This window comes from Curtobacterium sp. MR_MD2014, from assembly GCF_000772085.1.
Lineage (GTDB): Bacteria > Actinomycetota > Actinomycetes > Actinomycetales > Microbacteriaceae > Curtobacterium.
Window position 1 is genome coordinate 1,891,409 of record NZ_CP009755.1, and the last position, 16,580, is coordinate 1,907,988.

Here is a 16,580-nt window from a genome sequence, read left to right on the forward strand (position 1 = left end):
GTGGTGTGGTCGTCGGCGGCTCGTGGCCACCACCGACCAGCCTGGCACACCGTCCGGACGGACGGGAGGCTCGGTGCGCGCCCGGCGCGTCGCGGCACCTCGACTCCGTGGGCGCGTCCGCGGCGGGTCAGACCTCGGTGAACGGCTCGGCGTCGTCGAGTCGCACGCGCAGGGTCGGCGCCGCGCGACGTCGGTTGCCGCCCGGGAGCACCCGGCGCGTCGACGAACGACGGATGACCTCGGCCTTGAGCGTCGCCGCGACCTCGGCCCCGTGCGCGTAGGCGAAGCGCACGATCGCACGGACCGTCCCGGGCACCGGGTCGTCGGGTACCGGAACCGGCCCGAGCACCGCCCCGACCACCGCGTCACCGAGGGCCTCGACCGCCTCGGTCACCGCCTCGTCCGTACCGGTGAGCGTCGCCACCCGGACGGCCGGCGGGAAGTGCAGGGCCCGTCGGTCGACGAGCTCGTCGTGCGCCGGCCCGTCGAGCCGCCAGAGGGCCATCGCCGTGGCGAGCTTGCCGCCGATGCCGACGAGGTACACCTCGGCGCCGGGTGCGCCCTTCGCGGCGGCGTTCGTCCAGAAGCGGAGCACGTCCTCCTGCACCCGGAGGCCCTCGCGGGCCAGGAGCCGTTCGCCGTCGAGCAGCAGTACGCACGCGTACCCGCCCGGCGCGCTCGGCTCCGCGCCGCGTGTGGCGACGACGACCGCGGGGCGGGCGGGGACCTCGTCGAGCGGTCGGGAACCGTCCGCCACCACGATCCGGGTGCCGGGGAACGCCCGGCCGAGCTCGTCGGCGGTCCGCTGGGCCCCCTGCCCGACGGGCTTGAGCCGCCCACCGCCGCACGTCGGGCACCGGAACCCCACGGCGAGGGCACCGCAGAACCGGCACTGCGGGGTCGCGTTCCGGTGCGGGCTCCCCAGGGGGCCGCCACACACGCGGCAGTGCGCGCGTTCCCCGCAGTCGGCGCAGACCAGCCCGGTGCCGAAGCCCGGGTTGGCGACCTGCACGAGGACGGGCCCGTGCTGGCTGGCCTCCCGCGCGGCGCGCCACGCCGTGCTGGGGATGCGGGCCTGGGCCGCGAAGCCCTCGGCCCCCGCCTGCTGCGCGGTCGGGATCACCTTCGGCGTCGGTACCCGGTACGGCGCGAGCTCCTGGAGCCAGTGCAGCTCGACGAGCCGCTGGACGTCGGTCGACCTGGCGTGCGCGACGAAGAGGAGTGCGGCGCCGGACTGCGCGGTCCGCACGAGGGCGACGTCGCGCGTGTGCACGTACGGGGCCCGCGGCTCGACGAAGGACGCGTCGCCGTCGTCCCACATCGCCACGAGCCCGAGCTCGGACGCCGGTGCGAACGCCGCGGTCCGGTTGCCGATGGCCACGACGGCGTGCGTCCGCGCCTGCAGCAGCGCCTTCGCACGCTGCCCGTTCGTCTGCTTGGCGTCGAACCGGACGACGCGCTCCGGCGGGAGCACGGCGAGGAGCGCGCGTTCGAGGTCCGTGACGTCGCGGAAGTCCGGGACCGCGAGCACGGCCGACTGCTCGCGGGCGACGACGTGCGACGCCGCCTGTGCGAGCGTCGCGGCCCAACCGGGCACCCACACGGGGTCGTCGACGGTCCCGAGGTCGACCGGGTGGGGCACGGCGTCGACCGCAGCCCGTCCGTGGTCGGCGAGCAGGGCCTCCAGGACGCCCTCGGCGTAGCCCGTCACCGGGGTCGGCTCGACTGTCGGCGGTGACCACGAGGTGTCGCGGGCGAGCCAGGCCTTCTCGGCACGGACCTGACGGGTCGGCACGGCGAGCCGGAGCACGTCGGAGGCGACACCGGCGGCGCGGTCGGCGACGGCACGCGCGAGCGTCCAGATCTCCGGGGCCAGCACGGGCACCGGTGACACGACCTGTTCGACGGGACTGAGCTCCCCCGGCCAGTCTCCCTCGGAGACGACCTCGACGACGTACGCGTCGGACATCCGGGCGCCGGTGCGCAGCGGCACCTTGACCCGGACCCCCGGCACGCAGTCGTCCTCGAGCTCGGCCGGCACCCGGTAGTCGAACAGACGGTCCAACTGCGGGAGCGGCGAGTCGAGGACGACGCGCGCGACGGTGGTCACACGGCGCCTAGACGGCGGCGGTGACGAGTCCTGCTGCGGCGCGGAGCTCCTCGACGCGGTCGAGCTGCTCCCAGGTGAAGCCCGGCAGCTCGCGGCCGAAGTGGCCGTACGCCGCGGTCTGGGCGTACCGGGGCTTGAGCAGGTCGAGGTCGCGGATGATCGCGGCGGGACGCAGGTCGAACACCTCGGTGATGGCGGCCTCGATCGTGGCGTCGTCGACGTGTCCGGTGCCGAACGACTCGACGTACAGACCGACGGGCTTCGCGCGGCCGATCGCGTAGGCGACCTGGACCTCGAGCCGGTCCGCGAGCCCCGCGGCGACGGCGTTCTTCGCGACCCAGCGGAGCGCGTAGGCGGCCGAGCGGTCGACCTTCGACGGGTCCTTGCCGCTGAACGCGCCGCCACCGTGGCGGGAGGCCCCGCCGTACGTGTCGACTATGACCTTGCGTCCGGTGAGTCCGGCGTCACCCTGCGGGCCGCCGATCTCGAAGCGACCGGTCGGGTTCACGATCACGTCGACGTGCGACGAGTCGAGGTCGACCAGGTCGAGCACCGGACGGATGACGTGCTCCGTGATCTGCGCGGTGAGCTCGTCGAGCGTGACCGCGGGCGAGTGCTGCGTGGAGAGCACCACCGTCTCGACGGTCTTCGGCACGACGCCGTCGTAGCCGACGGTGACCTGGGTCTTGCCGTCCGGGCGGAGGAAGTCGAGCTGCCCGCTCTTGCGGACCTCGGCCAGCCGCTCCGCCAGGCGGTGCGCGAGCCAGATCGCGACGGGCATGTACTCGGGCGTCTCGTTCGTCGCGAAGCCGAACATGATGCCCTGGTCGCCGGCGCCCTGGCGGTCGAGCTCGTCGATGCCCGCGCCGGACCGGCTGTCGAGCGACTCGTCGACGCCCTGGGCGATGTCCGGCGACTGCGCGCCGATCGACACCTCGACACCGCAGGTGCGGCCGTCGAAGGAGACCTCGGACGAGTTGTACCCGATGCCCGTGATGACGTCGCGGACCAGCTTCGGGATCTCGACGTAGCCGGACGTGGTGACCTCGCCCGCGACGTGCACGAGCCCGGTGGTGACCATCGTCTCCACGGCGACGCGCGCGTGCGGGTCGACCGCGAGCAGGGCGTCGAGGATCGTGTCCGAGATCTGGTCGCAGATCTTGTCGGGGTGCCCCTCCGTCACCGACTCGGACGTGAAGAGGCGCAGGTTGGTGCCGCTCACCGGGGTCAGTCGGTGGGCTGCTGCTGCTTGGTGACGGTCAGCTTGTCCTCGTTGATCTCGTGCAGAGCGACGGACAGCGGCTTGTCGTCGATCGTCGAGTCGACGAGCGGACCGACGTTGTCGAACAGCGACCCCTCGTGCAGGTCGGCGTAGTAGTCGTTGATCTGACGGGCGCGCTTCGAGGCGAAGATGACGAGCGCGTACTTCGACTCCACCTTGGCGAGCAGGTCGTCGATGGGCGGGTCGATGATGCCCTGGGGGTTGGCCATGGTGTCTCCTGTCGGCTGCGGGTGCGTGGGGCGCGGGTCCGACCGGATCGGACCGCCCGACCGCGGTCGGGCTGCGCGGGCGCGACGCCGAGGAGGCGCGCGCGGGTGCGCCGTGTCAGGGCGCAGAGAACAAGTCTACGACCTCGCGTGCCGCGGTGCCGACATCCGAGTTCACGATGCGCACGTCGAACTCGTCCTGCGCGGCCAGTTCGACCTTCGCGGTCTCGAGTCGGCGTGCCTGTTCCTCGGCGGACTCGGTCCCGCGTCCGATGAGCCGTCGGACGAGTTCCTCCCACGTCGGCGGCAGCAGGAACACGAGCACGGCCTCGGGCATGGCGTCGCGGACCTGCCGAGCACCCTGCAGGTCGATCTCGAGCAGCACCTTGTCGCCGGCGTCGAGCGCGCGGTCGATCGGCGGCCGTGGCGTGCCGTACCGGTAGGAGTTGTGCACCACGGCCCACTCGAGCAGCTCGCGGTCCCGGATCATCCGGTCGAACTCGGCGTCGTCCACGAAGTAGTAGTGCACGCCGTCGACCTCGCCCGGGCGGGGCTTCCGGGTCGTCGCCGACACGCTGAGGTCCACGTCGGGGAAGTGCTCGCGGATGTGCGCGCTCACGGTGCCCTTGCCGACGGCGGTCGGTCCGGCAAGCACGACGAGCTTCGACGCACCGCGCTTCCGGCCGCGGGCGGCGAGCCAGTCGGCCAGGGCGGAGCGCTGCCGGGTGCCGAGCCCGCCGAGCCGCTTCGACGGGGCGATGCGGAGCTCCCCCATCACGGCCTCGGCACGCGCCGGGCCGATCCCGGACATGCTCGTGAGCAGATCGCGCACGCGCAGCGACTTCTCGGCGGGCAGGTCCGCGTCGGACCACGCGGCGCGAGCGACCTCGAGGGCGCTGCGCTCCCCCGACGCCACCTGCGCCTTGACGGCAGCACGGGCGCGCCGAGCGGCGACCGCCGCGCGGGCGGCGGCGACGCGGTCGACCTCCGGCGGGTTGCGGTGCGCGGGCAGGTCGCTGCGGTCCGGGGTCCCGGAGCCGGGCGTCTGGTCCGTGGGCGTCTGGTCCGTCACGCGGCGGCCCCGAGTGCGGCGTGGATGCGGTCCACGCGGTCCTGCACCAGCGCGGCGACCCCGTCCGGGCCGTCGGTCAGCAACCCGCGCGACTCGTTCACCAGGACCTGCTCGGCCCGCGCACCGTACCGGGCGCGCAGGTCCTCGATCCGGGCACCCTGGGCACCGAAGCCCGGGGCGAGCACCGGCGCGTTGCCGATGGCGCCCGCGTCGATGCCGAAGTCGTCGAGGTCGAGGGTGGCGCCGAGCACGAGCCCGACGTCCCCGAGCGGCTGCTCGCCGCCGGTCCGGTTGTCGTCTGCCACAGCAAGGACGATACCGGCAGCGACGGACCGTCCGGCACGCGGCCCCTCGGCGAGCACGGCCGTCTGGAGCACGCGCGCCTCCGGATTGCTCGTCGCCGCGAGCACGAAGACGCCCGCACCGTTCCGTCGGGCGACGTCGACCGTGCCGGCGAGGGACCCGTACCCGAGGTACGGCGAGACCGTCATCGCGTCCGCCCGGAACGGCCCGTCGCGGTCGAGCCACGCGAGCGCGTAGTCGTCGCCGGTCGAGCCGATGTCGCCCCGCTTCACGTCGGCGACGACCAGGAGGCCCGCATCGCGTGCCCGACGCAGGGTCGCGTCGAGCGCGCGGTAGCCGGGGACCCCGGCCGCCTCGAAGAAGGCGATCTGCGGCTTCACGATCGCGGCGCGGCCGGCGGCCGCGTCGACCAGGGTCGCGCCGAAGGCGGTGAGGCCCTGCTCGTCGCGGCCGAGCCCCCACGCCGCCAGGGTGGCGGCGTGGGGGTCGATGCCGACGCACAGGGGAGAACGCTCCCCCACGGCGGCGGCGAGGCGGACACCGAAGGAGGCCGGGCCTCCCGTCCGTCCGTCGCTCACCAGGTCGCGCGCTCGAGCGCGTAGTCCTGCAGGCTGCGGGCGCTGAGCGGGGTGCCGATCGTCTCGATCGCGGCGACGGCCGCACCGAGCTGCGCGATCGTCGTGAAGAGCGGCTTGTCCGCGGCGACCGTGGCCGCACGGATCTCGTAGCCGTCCGCACGACCGGCGGCGCCGGAGGGCGTGTTGATGACGATGTCGACCGCGTCGCGGGCGAGCAGGTCGACCACGCTCTCACCGCCCTCGCTGTACTTGCCGACCAGGGTGACCTCGATGCCGTTGCGGCGCAGGACCTCGGCGGTCCCCTCGGTCGCGGTGATCGTGAAGCCGAGCTGCTGCAGGCGGTGCACGGGCAGGACGACCTGGCGCTTGTCGGTGTCCGCGACGCTCACGAAGACCGTGCCGCTCGTCGGCAGGCCGCCGTACGCGGCGTCCTGCGACTTGAGGAACGCCCGCGGGAAGTCGCGGTCGATGCCCATCACCTCGCCCGTGGAGCGCATCTCGGGGCTGAGCACCGAGTCGACGACCTGGCCGTCGTGGGTGCGGAAGCGGCGGAAGGGCAGCACGGCCTCCTTGACGGCGACCGGTGCCTGCGGCGGCACCGAGGAGCCGTCCCGCTCCGGCAGCATCCCCTCGGCGACGAGCGCGTCGATCGAGGTGCCGGTCATCACGCGGGAGGCCGCCTTGGCGAGCGGGATGCCGAGTGCCTTCGACACGAACGGGACCGTGCGGCTGGCGCGCGGGTTCGCCTCGAGGACGTAGAGCACGCCCGCACCGATCGCGAACTGCACGTTCAGCAGGCCCTGCACGCCGATGCCGCGGGCGATCTTCTCGGTGGCCTCGACCACGCCGCGGATCTCCGCCTTGCCGAGTCCGACCGGCGGCAGGGTGCAGGCCGAGTCGCCGGAGTGGATGCCGGCCTCCTCGATGTGCTCCATGATGCCGCCGACGTAGAGCCGCTCGCCGTCGAAGAGCGCGTCGACGTCGATCTCCACCGCGTCGTCGAGGAACCGGTCGACCAGCAGCGGCAGGTCCGGACCGATGATCGCCTGGTCGGCCATCCGGTCGAAGTAGTCCGCCAGGGCGGCCGGGTCGTAGACGATCTCCATGCCGCGTCCGCCGAGCACGAAGGACGGGCGGACGAGGACCGGGTAGCCGATCTCCTCGGCGACCGCGGTCGCGCTCGCGAGGTCGTGGGCCGTGCCGTTCCGCGGTGCGAGCAGCCCGGCCTGCTCGAGGATCGCGGCGAACTGGCCACGCTCCTCGGCGGAGTCGATCGCGCTCGGGGTCGTGCCGAGGATCGGGATGCCGACGGCCTCGAGGGGCTTCGCCAGGCCGAGGGCGGTCTGCCCGCCGAGCTGGACGACGACGCCGACGAGCTCACCGGAGGCCGCCTCGGCCTCGATGACCTCGAGGACGTCCTCGGTGGTGAGCGGCTCGAAGTAGAGCCGGTCCGAGGTGTCGTAGTCGGTGGAGACCGTCTCGGGGTTGCAGTTGATCATGATCGTCTCGTAGCCGGCGTCGCTCAGTGCGAACGAGGCGTGCACGCACGAGTAGTCGAACTCGACGCCCTGACCGATGCGGTTCGGGCCGGAGCCGAGGATGACGACCTTCTTCCGGTCGCTCGGGGCGACCTCGGTCTCGGCGTCGTACGACGAGTAGTGGTACGGCGTGAGGGCCGGGAACTCACCGGCGCAGGTGTCCACCGTCTTGAAGACCGGGCGGATGCCGAGCGCGTGACGGGCGTCGCGTGCCTCCTGCTCGGAGATGCCGCGCAGGGACGCGATCTGGGCGTCGCTGAAGCCGTGCTCCTTCGCCCAGCGCAGGGTGTCCGCGTCGAGCGTCTCCGCCGCACGCACCTCGTCGGCGACCTCGTTGATGAGGACGATCTGGTCGATGAACCACGGGTCGATCTTCGTGGCCTCGAACACCTCGTCCGCAGTGGCGCCGGCGACCAGGGCCTGCTGCACGGTCACGATGCGACCGTCGGTCGGCACCTGGGCCCTCGACAGCAGCGCGTCCTTGTCGAGCTCGGCCGCCGGGGTGTCCCAGTGGAAGCTCGACCCGCGCTTCTCGAGGCTCCGCAGGGACTTCTGCAGCGCCGTTGCGTAGTTGCGGCCGATGGCCATCGCCTCGCCGACGCTCTTCATGGTCGTGGTGAGCGTGGCGTCGGCCGCCGGGAACTTCTCGAACGCGAACCGCGGGGTCTTCACGACGACGTAGTCGAGCGTCGGCTCGAAGCTCGCCGGCGTCACCCGGGTGATGTCGTTCTCGATCTCGTCGAGGCGGTACCCGATCGCGAGCTTCGCGGCGATCTTCGCGATCGGGAAGCCGGTCGCCTTCGACGCGAGCGCGGACGAGCGGGAGACACGCGGGTTCATCTCGATGACGATCAGGCGCCCGTTCGACGGGTCGACCGCGAACTGGATGTTGCAGCCACCGGTGTCGACACCGACGCGACGGATGATGTCGATGCCGATGTTCCGCATGTTCTGGTACTCACGGTCGGTCAGCGTCAGCGCGGGGGCGACGGTGATCGAGTCACCCGTGTGCACGCCCACCGGGTCGACGTTCTCGATCGAGCAGATCACGACCGTGTTGTCGAAGTTGTCCCGCATCAGCTCGAGCTCGTACTCCTTCCAACCGAGGATGGACTCCTCGAGGAGCACCTCGGTGGTCGGGCTGGACTGCAGGCCGTCGCCGACGAAGCGGACGAGCTCCTCCTCGTTGTACGCGAAGCCGGAGCCGAGACCGCCCATGGTGAAGGACGGCCGGACGACGAGCGGGTAGCCGAGGTCCTGCGCGAACGCCTTCGCCTCGTCCAGCGTGTGCGCGATGTGGCTGCGGGCGACGTCGGCGCCGGACTCGAGCACGAGCTCCTTGAAGAGCTGGCGGTCCTCGCCGCGCTGGATCGCGTCGACCTTCGCACCGATGAGCTCGACGTCGTACTTCGCGAGGATGCCCTCGGCGTCGAGCTTGATCGCGGCGTTGAGCGCCGTCTGGCCGCCGAGCGTCGGCAGGACCGCGTCCGGACGCTCGATCTTGATGATCTCCTCGAGCGAGGCGCTGGTGATCGGCTCGATGTACGTCGCGTCGGCGAAGTCCGGGTCGGTCATGATCGTCGCCGGGTTCGGGTTGACGAGGATGACCCGGACGCCCTCGGCGCGGAGCACGCGGCACGCCTGGGTGCCGGAGTAGTCGAACTCGGCGGCCTGACCGATGACGATCGGGCCCGAGCCGATGACGAGGACGGAGTTGATGTCTGCGCGCTTCGGCATCAGTTGCTGCTTTCGTTCTGCGCGGCCGACGCGCCGGCGTCGGTCGTCGGGTCGGCTGCGGGGGTCGTGGCGGTGGCGGTCGCCGCGTCGAGCGGCTCCCCGTCGCGTCGCGCACGGACCAGGTCCGCGAACCGGTCGAACAGGTACATGGAGTCGTGCGGGCCGGCCGCCGCCTCGGGGTGGTACTGCACGCTGAACGCGGGCACGTCGAGCGCGCGGAGGCCCTCGACCACGTCGTCGTTCAGGGAGTAGTGCGAGACCTCGACCCGCCCGAACCCGGCCGGCGACTCGAGGACCTCGCCCAGGGGCGCGTCGACCGCGAAGCCGTGGTTCTGGCTCGTGATCTCGACCTTGCCGGTGGCGGTGTCGAGCACGGGCTGGTTGATGCCGCGGTGGCCGAACGGCAGCTTGTACGTGCCGAAGCCGAGCGCGCGACCGAGGAGCTGGTTGCCGAAGCAGATGCCGAAGAACGGGCGGCCGGTCCGCAGGGACTCCTGCAGCAGGGACACCTGCGCGTCGCTCGCGGCGGGGTCACCCGGGCCGTTCGAGTAGAACAGCGCGTCCGGGTCGAGCTCCTGCAGCGCCTCGGACGTGATGTCCTGCGGCACGACGTGCACCTCGAACCCGCGCTCGGCGAGGTAGCGGGTGGTCGAGGCCTTCACGCCGAGGTCGAGCACGGCGAGCCGGCCGATCTGCTCGCCGACGGCGGGGACCACGTAGGTCTCCGGGGTCGACACGATCGACGAGAAGCTCGCGCCGGTCATCGCGGCCTGCTCGCGCACGGCCCGGAGCTGCTCCTCGGCGGACAGGTCCGCGTCGGCGCCGCTGAACACGCCGCCCTTCATGGCGCCGGCGTCGCGGATCCGGCGGGTGAGCGCGCGCGTGTCGATCCCGGAGATGCCGACGATGCCGTCGCGCACCAGGTGGTCGTCCAGCGTCGCGTTCGCGCGGTGGTTCGACACGACGCGGCTGGGGTCGCGCACCACGTACCCGGCGACCCAGATGCGACGGGACTCGGGGTCCTCGTCGTTGACACCGGTGTTGCCGATGTGCGGCGCGGTCTGCACCACGATCTGTCCGGCGTAGGACGGGTCGGTCAGCGTCTCCTGGTAGCCGGTCATGCCGGTGGCGAAGACGACCTCTCCCAGGGATCGGCCTCGGGCGCCGTACGCCCGTCCCTCGTAGCGGGTGCCGTCCTCGAGGACCAGTACGGCCCGTTCGCGTGTCATCAGTTCGTCCCTTCGCCCGCGGTGTGCGGGTGTTCGTGCGTCGTCGTCAGTCCCTGCAGGGCGGCGAGTGCTGCTGCGCCGCCCTCCGGGAACCGGAAGTAGGTGTCGAGGTCCGTCGCTGCTGCGGCGCCGGTCGCCGTCCATCGCAGACGGACCAGTCCTCCGGGTTCGACCACCCGGTCGATGGCCGCGGTGGCCCGGTCGGCGCCGCGGACGGCGGTCGCGGCGATCCACCGGTCCTCGGCTCCGGCGTGGTGCAGGACCACGCCGGTGTCGTGCACGGTCACGCCGCCGCGGCCCCGGAACCCGAGACCGCCTGCCGTGATCCGCTCGAGCGGCTCGTCAGCGCGGGTCGTCGCGACCGTGAACCCGTCCCACGACCCGACCGCCGGTCCCAGCCCGGTCGGGACCGGGACGGGAGGCACGGCTGCCGTCTGCGCGCGGGTCCGGGTCCGCCAGGTGCGCGCCATCGCGACGAACAGCGCGGCCACCAGGAGCAGGATCGCCGCTCCGGTCAGCCAGCGCAGTGCGTCGCCGCTCACCGTGTCACCGCCCGGCTCACGCGGACGCCGCCTTCGTCGACCGCGCCGACGGGGTCGCGGCTGCGGCCGCGGCGACGATCTCGGCGTCGACGAGCACGCCGTCGAGCAGCGTCGGGTAGCCGTGGTGGAAGGTCGCGACCACCCGGCCGGGCAGCCGCATGCCGAGGTACGGCGAGTTCTGCGACTGGCCGTGCAGGTCGTCGACCGAGAACTCCCGCACCGCCGCGGGGTCGTACAGCGTCAGCTCGGCGGGGGCACCCTCGGCGATGCGCTGACCGTGCCCCTCGACCTGGCCGATGCGCGCCGGTGCCTCGGACAGCACGCGGGCGACGTCGGCCCAGTCGAGGCGGCCGTCCTCGACCACGGCGGCGTGCACGACGCTCAGCGCCGACTCGAGCCCGACCATGCCGTTCGCCGCGGCCGGCCACTCGCAGCACTTCGCCTCGGCGGTGTGCGGTGCGTGGTCGGTCGCGACGATGTCGATCGTGCCGTCGGCCAGTGCTCCGCGCAGCGCGTCGACGTCCTCGCGGGAGCGCAACGGTGGGTTCACCTTGTACCGGGCGTCGTACCCGGGTGCGCCGTCGATCCCCGCGATGAGGTCCTCGGTCAGGATCAGGTGGTGCGGTGTGACCTCGGCGGTGACGTCGATGCCGCGGGACTTCGCCCAGCGGATCACCTCGACGCTGCCGGCGGTCGAGACGTGGCAGACGTGCAGGCGGGCACCGACGTGGTCGGCGAGCAGGACGTCGCGGGCGATGATCGCCTCCTCGGCGACGGCCGGCCACCCGGCGAGCCCGAGCTCCGACGACAGCCGACCCTCGTTCATCTGCGCACCGATGGTCAGCCGGGGCTCCTGCGCGTGCTGCGCGAGCACACCGCCGAAGCCCTTGACGTACTCGAGCGCCCGGCGCATGAGGAGCGGGTCCGACACGCAGGAGCCGTCGTCCGAGAACACCCGGACCCGGGCGCGCGAGGTCGCCATCGCGCCGATCTCGGACAGGTGCGTGCCCTGCAGCCCCTGGGACACCGCGCCGATCGGGCGGACCGTCACGTACCCGGCGTCGTCGCCGAGCGCCTGCACCTGCTCGACCACTCCAGCGGTGTCGGCGACCGGCGACGAGTTCGCCATCGCGTTCACCGCGGTGAAACCGCCGGCTGCCGCGGCCCGCGAGCCGGTGAGGACGGTCTCCGACTCCTCGGAGCCGGGCTCACGGAGGTGCGTGTGGAGGTCCACGAGCCCGGGGAGGGCGAGCAGACCGTCCGCGTCGACCACCGTCGCGCCGACCGTGTCGAGACCGGAGCCGACCGCGGTGATGCGTCGTCCCTCCAGGCGGATGTCGGCACGCGAGCCGTCGACCAGCTGCGCGCCGCGGATGAGGTGGGCGGTCATGCGACGGGCTCCTTCGGTTCGTGCTCGCCGGTCAGGGCGAGGTACAGGACGGCCATGCGGACGGAGACGCCGTTGGCGACCTGCTCGACGACGGTCGAGCGCGGGTCGTCGGCGGCGACGCCGGCGATCTCCAGGCCGCGGTTCATCGGGCCCGGGTGCATGATCAGCGTGCGCTCCGAGAGGGCCGCCGCCCGTGCCGCCGTCAGACCGAAGTGCCGCGTGTACTCCCGCGGGTTCGGGAAGAACGCGTCGTTCATCCGCTCCTGCTGGATGCGGAGCAGCATCACGACGTCCGGGTCCTCCCCGAGGGCTGCGTCGAGGTCGTGGTGCACGGCGGCGCCGAACGGACGGTCGACCGCGGGCAGCAGCGTGGGCGGCGCGGCGAAGGTCACCTCGGCACCGAGCGTGCGCAGCAGCCAGGCGTTGCTCCGGGCGACACGGCTGTGCAGGACGTCGCCGACGATCGCCACGCGGACGCCGTCGAGCGCCCGGCCGCGGCTGTCGGTGCCGTGGATCCGTCGGCGCATCGTGAAGGCGTCGAGCAGGGCCTGCGTCGGGTGCTCGTGCGTCCCGTCACCGGCGTTCACGACCGGGACGTCGATCCAGTCGGCCTCGGCGAGGACCCGCGGGGCTCCCGACGCCGGGTGGCGCATGACGATGCCGTCGATGCCCATCGCACCGAGGGTCTGCACGGTGTCCTTCAGCGACTCGCCCTTCGAGACGCTGGAGCCCTTCGCCGCGAAGTTGATGACGTCGGCGGAGAGCCGCTTGGCGGCTGCCTCGAACGAGATGCGGGTCCGGGTCGAGTCCTCGAAGAACAGGTTCACGACGGTCTTGCCGCGGAGGGCCGGGAGCTTCCGGACCTCGCGGGTGTTGACCTCGGCCATCTCCTCGGCGACGTCGAGGATCCGGACGGCCTCGGCGCGCGACAGGTCGGCGGTGGAGAGCAGGTGCTTCACGGGGCGACCCCCTGCTCGTGCTGCGGCGTGTGCTGCGGCGTCTCGTGCTGCTCGATGACGACCTCGTCGGTGCCGTCCGTCTCGGTCAGGCGCAGCGTGACCCGCTCGTCGGCGGCCGTCGGCAGGTTCTTGCCGACGTGGTCCGCCCGGATGGGCAGTTCGCGGTGGCCGCGGTCGACGAGCACCGCGAGCCGCACCGCCCGGGGCCGGCCGATGCCCTGCAGGGCGTCGAGCGCTGCCCGCACGGTGCGACCCGAGTAGAGCACGTCGTCGACCAGCACGACGACCTTGCCGTCGATGCCGCTCGTCGGGATCGTCGTGCGGTGCGGCGCACGACCGATGCCGTGGCCGAGGTCGTCCCGGTGCATCGTGACGTCGAGCGTGCCGAGCCGCTGGTCGCGGTCCGCTGCCCACTCGGGTTCGATGTCGGCCAGGACGCGGTCGAGCCGCTCGGCCAGGACGGCACCCCGTGTCGGGATGCCCAGGAGCACGAGGTCCGAGGCGCCGTGGTTGGCCTCGAGGATCTCGTGCGCGATGCGTGTCAGAGCACGCGTGATGTCGGGGTGTTGCAGGACCGTTCTGGTGCCCACGCCGACCTCCTTCCCCGCCTCACCGGACGGACTTAAAGGATGCTGACGTGGACAACCCTACTCGGACTCCTGGTCCCCCGCGACAGTCCGACCGGACGGTGCGGCAGCCTCGTCGGCGCTCCGACCGGACGGTGCACGGCCGCCCGCGACGGCGCCGAGGACGCCGTTCACGAAGCCGGCCGAGTCCTCCGTCGAGAGCGACTGCGCGAGCTCGACCGCCTCGGCGATCGCGACCGCGTCCGGGACCTCCGGGTTGTACCGGAGCTCCCAGACGCCCATCCGGAGGATGCAGCGGTCGAGGACGGGCATGCGGGCGACGGACCACCCCTGCGCGTGCTCGACGATCACCTTGTCGATCGCCGCGCGGTCGTCGTCGATGCCGGTGACGATCTGCCGGGCGTAGTCCCAGCTCGAGGCGCGCTCGGGCTGGTCGAGGTGCCGTACCGTCTCGGTCGCCAGGACGTCCGCGATCGGGAGCTCACGCACCTCGGCGACGTAGAGCATGTCGAGGGCGCGCTTGCGGGCCTTCGAACGAGCACTCATGTGGTCGGCGCCTAGTTGTTGACGCGGCCGAGGAAGCTGCCGTCGCGCGTGTCGATCTTCACGGTGGTGCCGTTCTCCAGGTACAGCGGCACCTGGATGCGGTGACCGGTCGCGATGATGGTCGCGTCCTTCGTGCCACCGGAGGAACGGTCGCCCTGCAGGCCCGGCTCGGTCTCGACCTCGGTGACGATCGACGTCGGGAGCTCGATGTACAGCGGGTTGCCCTCGTTCATCGCGATGGTGACCATGGCGGACTCGAGCAGGTAGTTCTTGGCGTCGCCGACGACGGTCTCCGACACGGGGACCTGGTCGTACGTGTCGGTGTCCATGAAGACGTAGGACTCGCCGTCCTGGTACAGGTACTGGTAGTCGCGGCGGTCCACGGTCGCGGTGTCGATCTTCGCGCCGGCGTTGAACGTGCGGTCGACGACCTTGCCCGAGACGACGTTCTTGAGCTTGGTGCGGACGAAGGCGCCGCCCTTGCCCGGCTTCACGTGCTGGAACTCGACGACCGACCAGAGCTGCCCGTCGATGATGAGAACGGCGCCGTTCTTGATGTCAGTGGTACTCGCCATGGGTCTTCCGTTCGATGGTGTTGTGAAGGTCTCCCGGACGTGCGTCCGGTCCCGGCGACGGCGGGGTGTGCCCGCGCCGACGCCCCGTCGAGTGTAGCGGACGGGCACGGACCGGCCGGGGCGGGGCGCAGTGCGGGCGGCGGCGTGGCTGCCCGGCCGGCCACCCGTGGGTCACCGCCGGCGTCGAGCCCGCCACGCGTCGATCGCGGCCCACACCAGCAGCACCACGGCGGTACCGCCCAGGATCCCGCCCGCGGCGCCGGTCGAGAGCACCGCGGTCGGCCGCGCCGGCGAGGCGAGGTACACGATCGCCAGCACGCCGGCGCCCGCTCCGAGCAGGACGAGCAGGACGCGCCGGACCAGACCGGAGACCACCTCGCGGTCCCGCCGGTCCGAGAACAGCCGGATGTTCACCGCGAACCTGCCGGTCTCGAGCGCCTCGGTGATCCGGTCGACCCGCCGGGGCAGCTTGCGCGCGGCCGACACCACGCCGAAGAGCTCACGGACCGCGAGGTCCCGGACCGCTCGCGGTCGGAGCTGGTCGCGGATCTGCCGCCTGGCCAGGTCGCGGGACTCCTCGAGCAGGTCGAACGACGGCGCGAGGCTGCGCAGGGTGCCCTCGAAGATCGCCAGCGCGCGGGCCGCGGCGACGAAGTCCGGCGGCGGCTTGAGCCGGTAGCGCCCGAACACGGCGACGGCGTCGTCCACCGTCTCGACGCCGATCCGTGCACCGGGCCCGAGCTCGTCCGCGACGAACGCGGCGATGTCCCGGCGGAAGTCCGGCTCGTCCTCGACGTCGCGCACCGGGGCCATGCGCATCACCGCGTCCGCGATCCGCTCGGTGTCGTCCTGGATGTAGCCGGCGAGCAGGTCCTGCACGGTGCTCCGCAGGCCCGGGTCGAGCCGACCGACGGACCCGAAGTCGATCAGGGCCGGACGGCCGTCGGGCAGCAGCACGACGTTGCCCGGGTGCAGGTCAGCGTGGTAGATCCCGTCGAAGACGATCTGCCGGAGGAAGGCGTCGAGGACGGCCCGCATCGGGGCGTCGAGGTCCTGACCGCCCCCGGCGGCCCGGACCGCGCTGAGCGTCTCGCCCTCGAGGAACTCCATCACCATCACCCGACGCCCGGAGAGGTCGCGGTACGGCTCGGGGTAGGCGACCGCGTCCGGTCGGGCGCTCCGCGCCTGCGCCGCACGCAGTGCGGTGAGGTTCCGCATCTCCGACGTGAAGTCCACCTGCCGCACGAGGTCGTCGGCGTACTGCTGCGCGACGTCCGCGACGCCGACCTGTCGTGCCTCGGTGCTCGTCCGGGCCAGGAACCTGACGACCCGCAGCGCGATGTCGACGTCGCGCCGGACCGCGGCGTCGATCCCGGGTCGCTGGACCTTCACGGCGACGACGGTGCCGTCACGGAGGGTGGCCCGGTGCACCTGCGCGATGGACGCAGCGGCGACCGGTTCGGTGTCGAAGGACGCGAACACCTCGTCGACGGGCGCGCCCAGCTCCTCCTCGAGGAGCGCCGCGACCTCGACCGCGTCGGCGGGGCGGACGCTGCGCTGCAGGTGCGCGAGCCCCTCGGTCCACTCGTCCGGCAGCAGGTCGTCGCGCGTCGACAGGAGCTGTCCCATCTTCACGAACCCGCCGCCCGCCTCCTCGAGGGCGCGACGCAGGTGCTCGGCCTGCCGCCGCCGCAGGTCCGACGTCTCCGGGTCGCGTGAGAAGTCGAGCCGTCGGAACGGCACCAGTTCGTGGCGGCGGGCGATCGACAGGAGTTCGGCGAAGCGTCGGGCACGGGTACGCAGGCTGCCGGCGGCGACGTCCTGCTGGCCGAGGTCGCTCAGGCGGGGCGGGGTGGGCACCGCCCCAGTCTGCTCCCCGGGCCTGCGGGCCTGCCCCGTCCCTGCACAGCCGGGAGGCACGGTTCA

Annotated in this window: 14 protein-coding genes; all 14 read right to left on the reverse strand. The window is 72.6% G+C overall.

Translation table 11 applies throughout. The features are described 5' to 3' along the window. Positions 1–127 precede the first annotated feature (127 nt). The 14 genes from NI26_RS08715 to NI26_RS08780 all read right to left on the reverse strand — a co-directional run bounded on the left by NI26_RS08715 (position 128) and on the right by NI26_RS08780 (position 16,514). On the reverse strand, positions 128–2,110 hold the full coding sequence (locus tag NI26_RS08715; RefSeq protein ID WP_066654522.1) for a hypothetical protein: 1,983 nt from the start codon (positions 2,108–2,110) through the stop codon (positions 128–130). Positions 2,111–2,117: 7 nt separating this feature from the next. Beyond that, entirely contained in the window at positions 2,118–3,332 is a 1,215-nt protein-coding gene (gene metK / locus NI26_RS08720) for a methionine adenosyltransferase (protein ID WP_066654523.1), read from the reverse strand. A 5-nt stretch (positions 3,333–3,337) separates the two neighbouring features. Continuing rightward, positions 3,338–3,601 carry a DNA-directed RNA polymerase subunit omega gene (rpoZ, locus tag NI26_RS08725; RefSeq protein ID WP_022906709.1) on the reverse strand — a complete coding sequence of 88 codons (264 nt, stop codon included), beginning with the start codon at positions 3,599–3,601 and terminating at the stop codon, positions 3,338–3,340. Positions 3,602–3,716: 115 nt separating this feature from the next. Beyond that, the gene (gene gmk / locus NI26_RS08730) at positions 3,717–4,610 is read right to left on the reverse strand and encodes a guanylate kinase (RefSeq protein ID WP_066658295.1); all 894 of its coding nucleotides are present in this window, start codon (positions 4,608–4,610) and stop codon (positions 3,717–3,719) included. A gap of 56 nt (positions 4,611–4,666) precedes the next feature. Beyond that, a complete protein-coding gene (pyrF, locus tag NI26_RS08735; protein WP_081984888.1) occupies positions 4,667–5,551 on the reverse strand; it encodes an orotidine-5'-phosphate decarboxylase in 885 nt (294 codons plus the stop codon). Further along, a complete protein-coding gene (gene carB, locus NI26_RS08740; protein WP_066654525.1) occupies positions 5,548–8,826 on the reverse strand; it encodes a carbamoyl-phosphate synthase large subunit in 3,279 nt (1,092 codons plus the stop codon). Before carB ends, pyrF begins: the two co-directional genes overlap by 4 nt. Next, positions 8,826–10,055 carry a glutamine-hydrolyzing carbamoyl-phosphate synthase small subunit gene (carA, locus tag NI26_RS08745; protein ID WP_066654531.1) on the reverse strand — a complete coding sequence of 410 codons (1,230 nt, stop codon included), beginning with the start codon at positions 10,053–10,055 and terminating at the stop codon, positions 8,826–8,828. The genes carB and carA overlap by 1 nt, the downstream gene beginning before the upstream one ends. After that, a complete protein-coding gene (locus NI26_RS08750) occupies positions 10,055–10,597 on the reverse strand; it encodes a PH-like domain-containing protein (protein ID WP_066654534.1) in 543 nt (180 codons plus the stop codon). Before NI26_RS08750 ends, carA begins: the two co-directional genes overlap by 1 nt. A gap of 16 nt (positions 10,598–10,613) precedes the next feature. Continuing rightward, positions 10,614–11,987: a dihydroorotase gene (locus tag NI26_RS08755; protein WP_066654537.1), complete on the reverse strand. Its 1,374-nt coding sequence runs from the start codon at positions 11,985–11,987 to the stop codon at positions 10,614–10,616. Beyond that, on the reverse strand, positions 11,984–12,946 hold the full coding sequence (locus NI26_RS08760; protein ID WP_066654539.1) for an aspartate carbamoyltransferase catalytic subunit: 963 nt from the start codon (positions 12,944–12,946) through the stop codon (positions 11,984–11,986). Before NI26_RS08760 ends, NI26_RS08755 begins: the two co-directional genes overlap by 4 nt. Then, entirely contained in the window at positions 12,943–13,536 is a 594-nt protein-coding gene (gene pyrR / locus NI26_RS08765; protein ID WP_066654541.1) for a bifunctional pyr operon transcriptional regulator/uracil phosphoribosyltransferase PyrR, read from the reverse strand. The genes NI26_RS08760 and pyrR overlap by 4 nt, the downstream gene beginning before the upstream one ends. A 57-nt stretch (positions 13,537–13,593) precedes the next feature. Continuing rightward, a complete protein-coding gene (gene nusB, locus NI26_RS08770; protein WP_066654543.1) occupies positions 13,594–14,079 on the reverse strand; it encodes a transcription antitermination factor NusB in 486 nt (161 codons plus the stop codon). Positions 14,080–14,090: 11 nt separating this feature from the next. After that, positions 14,091–14,654 (reverse strand): elongation factor P, encoded by a 564-nt coding sequence (gene efp, locus NI26_RS08775; protein ID WP_058729119.1) that lies wholly within the window; start codon positions 14,652–14,654, stop codon positions 14,091–14,093. A gap of 171 nt (positions 14,655–14,825) precedes the next feature. Next, positions 14,826–16,514 (reverse strand): ABC1 kinase family protein, encoded by a 1,689-nt coding sequence (locus NI26_RS08780; RefSeq protein ID WP_066654545.1) that lies wholly within the window; start codon positions 16,512–16,514, stop codon positions 14,826–14,828. Between the last annotated feature and the right edge of the window lie 66 nt (positions 16,515–16,580).